This is a genomic window from Shewanella hafniensis (assembly GCF_019655335.1).
GTDB classification, from domain to species: domain Bacteria; phylum Pseudomonadota; class Gammaproteobacteria; order Enterobacterales; family Shewanellaceae; genus Shewanella; species Shewanella hafniensis.
Window position 1 is genome coordinate 1 of sequence record NZ_BPFD01000144.1, and the last position, 4,222, is coordinate 4,222.

The following is a 4,222-nucleotide window of genomic DNA, read 5'->3' on the forward strand; positions in this document are numbered from 1 at the left end:
CTCTGGTCGCCCAGTTATTTTGCGGGGAGCTGTGGTGGTGCGCCAATTGAGATCATCCGGCAGTATATTGAGCAGCAACAAACTCCGGCGTAGCCCTCAGAACGGCTTCGCCGTTGCGCTATTCATCCTCGCCCTGAACGGCGAGGTTTTCCGCGCTATCCGATAAAAGTGAGAGTATAAAAAGATCTGTGTAAGTGGCATTCTATCCATGTATTTGAAAGGAAAAAAGAATGCCAGTATCAGACCAGCTTATCGATTAGTTATTAGCTGATTACAAATCCCCTCAAGACCTGCTTGGTGAGCAAGGTATCCTTAAGCAGTTGACTAAAAAGCTTGCTGAGCGTGCTCTTGAAGCCGAGATGGAGCAGCATCTTGGTTATGCCAAACATGATGCGGCCGGTAAAAATACTGGCAACTCCCTTAACGGTAAAAGCCGTAAATCAGTACGCACTATTCACGGCGACATTGAGCTTGACCCACTGCGAGACCGAAATGGCAGCTTTGAGCCTAAGCTCATCAAGAAAGGCGAGAAACAGCTCGGCGGCTTTGATTAGCGCATCGTCTAGCTTTACGCCAGAGGCATGTCTACCCGTGATATCCAAGCCCACTTTGAAGAAACCTATGGTGTTGAAGTCTCGCCGACCTTTATCTCACAAGTAACTAATGCAGTACTTATTAGCTTTGGCTCATAAGCTATGGTCGGAGAATTTCGCGCTGTTCGTTAAAAACCGCGGTGTAGAAGATATCTTGATCGCCTGCGTTGATGGCCTTGAGGGCTTACCGGATGCGATATAAGCGGTTTACCCTAAAACGCAGGTACAGCTGTGCATCGTGCATCAAATCCGCAACAGCCTGCACTTTGTCAGTTGGAAAGAGCGTAAAGCCGTTGCAGCAAATCGAACTAGCCCTGAAGCAATTTGCCGAGACGTAGGATAAGCAGCAACCAAGTATCAGCAAATCTTGGCGCGAAAACTGGACAAGGCTTAGCGTTTTCTTCGACTGTCCCCCGGAAATCCGCAAGGTGATTTACACCACCAACGCCATCGAATCACTCAATGCCAGCCTACGTCAGGTGACCAAGACCAGGCGGTCGTTTCCGAGTGATGACGCGGTGCTGAAGTTGCTGTATCTGGCTTTACACCAGATTGCTAAAAAGTGGACAATGCCACTACGAGATTGGAAGCCTGCCATGAGGCAGTTTATGCTCATGTACAGCAACCGTGTGTCGTTATAATAAATAGCCTTTTATAGTCTCTAACTCTCATATTTTGAAGACGATGTGTCAGATCTAGTCTGAACTAATACATTAAAGGGCGTTTAGACAGCATGCTTAGACATTTAATTTTAGCCTGATGCTGAATTCCGAACGCCCTACTAGCAATACTAAATCTCACTAATAACCATATTGACTAACTGGTTGCCAGTGTTTCTTAACATCATTCTGAATAAACTTTTGTTTTTCTTTAATTAAATCAGTCTCAACTAACCCTATTGCTTGATGGGCCTTTTCCTTAGTACTGATATCTGGATAGCTAACTTGAGTAACGTTAAGTTGCTTCAATATTCCAGCGAGCAGATGACGTGCTTCGTTCGCTTGTTCAATGGCTTTATCTAAAAGCTGCTTACCTTCTTGTGGATTATGTGCATACAAACCATGTGAAGACATGGCAAAGTCCCAGCGCCACTGACTGTGTCGTATCGCAATAATGGGCTCATTCATATTCTCCCATTTAGCACCGGCATCCCATGCTGCTTTGGCTTCGTAATGAGCCTTGACGAGTAAAGCTTCCACTTCGCGGGCTTTTGTTTCAATAGTTAACTTATTCGCCGCGAGTTTAGTTTCGATTTTGGTTTTGCTGCTATGGCAGCCGCTGCAGCTACTATCAAAGTGCGGTAAGGCCTTATCAACTTTATGGCTCGTAAATTCAACACCTTTTGCATCCTGCTGGGTAGGCATATGGCAGGTAATGCAAGTGACACCGACTTCGGCATGTTTACTGCGACTCCAGTGTTCAAACTCAGGATGACGTGCTTTGAGTATGGGCGTTTTCGAAAGAGGATGGATCCATTCGAAGAAGCGGCGAGTGTCATAGTATTTTTCAATATCATCAGCGGTATTGCCAAATATCCAGGGAATGTTGACAACATTACTTTTTTCCGGACGGAAATAGTAAGTGACATGACATTGACCACAAACCTGCGCACCTTGCATATTAATATCTTGTTTATCGAATGGCAGATGAATTTTAGCCATCGCATCTTGCGCATGAGGGCGAGGTAAGGCTAATTTATGAGTGCCAGATTCATGGCAGTCACTGCAATACACTACGCTTTGGATCTCTTTGCCCAGATCGGTAAAGTTTTTAGCGGAGTATCCTTCAAATCCCAGTTGTTCAATCAATCTAGGGGCATCCGGTGTCTTGCAGGTCCAACAACTGGCGGATAACCCATTCTCTCCTGCTTTAGGTGGCGTACCCGTACGTAAAGTATGCGTCACATCGGCAACGGCAAAATGGTGTCCACGTGGGCTATGGTACTCTTTGGCATAGGAAGATCCTGCCCAGAGTATGATGCTGGCGGGATAATTGGCGAGCATATCCTCGCGTTCAACTTGTTCAGAGGTGGCTTGCCAAGATTGATATTGGTTAGGATATTTTTGTTGATTGCTAGTATCGGAAGCCGCTACAGATGTACATGTAGTGATGACGAACAAGCAAATCAATTTTAGCAATGTAACTGTTTTAAAATAAGTTTTCACTTTGTAACCTTTTGTCCTAACATCAATATTAACCTGGGCGCCCATCAATACGAGGGCGAAAGAGTATTGGCAAATAGTGCCATACAAACAGTGCAAATGCGATAAACCAGCAAGTGCCAGCCAACCATAACCATACTTGGGAGTGGGCCGGAAACCAGATGGGCATCAATGCCCTGAGCAGTGCCGCTAATGGTAGGCAGATAAATGCTAAGATCATTTTCGGGCCTTCATAAATATTTCGACTTGTGTGCCCGAGTGACACTCTGGAGATCATCGAAAGACACAGGGTAGCCATACAACCAATAGCAAATAGGTGAAGCAGGCTGCGATAGGCATATTCATTATCGAGATACCAACTCATGGCTAACAGGCTAAGTGGCAACATTAAATAGGCAAGATGCAAGGACCACAGCATAGGTTCCGTCAGTGTTTTATGGGGTAACCAGCGTACAAATCGGACTAGATGCAAGAGCCCTGTAATGAGTAGTAAGCCTCGCTCGACTTCCTGAGGTATAAGGTGGATGAGTGATTGAATGACGAGCAAGATCATCGTCAGGATCAGCGGGTATTCAACCCAAGTTAAGGGATCTGCTTTAGTAGCCTTAATGCGCATCGCGGTAAAGAATGGAATGACACGCCCACCAACTATGGTGATAAGTAAGGCTAACCACCATAACATGGCCTGCCAAATTTGATTGGCAAGGATGAAGTCGCGTTCAAATAAAGCGTAATAGCTGACATTGTTAATCACGAGTGCTGCAAACAACATAATCGGAAAACCAATATTGCGCCATTGCTTCACCTTATAAATGCAGCGCCATAGGGTAAGGCTTGTCATACCAAGGAACAATGAATCAAATAATGCCGGCAAAATTAGTGGAACTTGAATAGGGAGTAACAGTAATAATCGTGCCAGCAACCAGCAACTAAAGGTCAACGCAAGTGGCCATCCCTTTAATGTGGGTTGATTTGTCCAATTTTGAACCGCAGTAAGTAAAAAACCACAGACAATTGCGATTGCAAAACCGAACAACATTTCATGTGGATGCCACCATAGGGGCAATACTTTACTCCAAAAAGATGAAGGAAAAAAACTATATTGAGGAGTAAACCAAGTTAGTAACCACAAAGGGATATATAACGCAGCTAATATTGCTCCCCCAAGAAAAAAAGGTCTAAAGCCTAGTCGCCATAACGCATGAGTTCGTTCGGTTTGTGTAGGATCATCAATATTTAGCATAGTTTTCACCCTAGTTGCAGACGACAGATAAGACGCATTGGGAAGTTCTGGAGATATTGAACTAATGCCATGTGGCCAAGCATCATTGTTCGTGTGTTTCTCTCTAAATTTAGAGGAACACACGCCCTTGAGGGAGTGTCCCTCAAGGGTAAGTTGTTTATAACTGTGTTATTTATTAGGTTGTTTGTTTTTATCTTGCCTGATGGCGAAACAACCTACTGCTA

Annotated in this window: 3 protein-coding genes and 1 pseudogene; 2 read left to right on the forward strand and 2 right to left on the reverse strand. The window is 44.7% G+C overall.

What is annotated here, in order from left to right; all coding sequences use genetic code 11:
* Window positions 1–93: transposase (locus tag K5Q99_RS21335; protein WP_220777347.1), on the forward strand; the 93-nt coding region annotated here is incomplete at its 5' end.
* A gap of 197 nt (window positions 94–290) precedes the next feature.
* Window positions 291–1,234 (forward strand): annotated as a pseudogene (locus K5Q99_RS21340) (IS256 family transposase).
* A 159-nt stretch (window positions 1,235–1,393) separates the two neighbouring features.
* On the opposite strand, the gene K5Q99_RS21345 reads toward K5Q99_RS21340, so the two are convergent.
* Together K5Q99_RS21345 and K5Q99_RS21350 are read right to left on the reverse strand one after the other, a co-directional pair.
* The gene (locus tag K5Q99_RS21345) at window positions 1,394–2,803 is read right to left on the reverse strand and encodes an ammonia-forming cytochrome c nitrite reductase subunit c552 (protein WP_220778068.1); all 1,410 of its coding nucleotides are present in this window, start codon (window positions 2,801–2,803) and stop codon (window positions 1,394–1,396) included.
* Entirely contained in the window at window positions 2,787–3,998 is a 1,212-nt protein-coding gene (locus K5Q99_RS21350; protein ID WP_220778067.1) for an NnrS family protein, read from the reverse strand. The genes K5Q99_RS21345 and K5Q99_RS21350 overlap by 17 nt, the downstream gene beginning before the upstream one ends.
* Window positions 3,999–4,222: the final 224 nt, after the last annotated feature.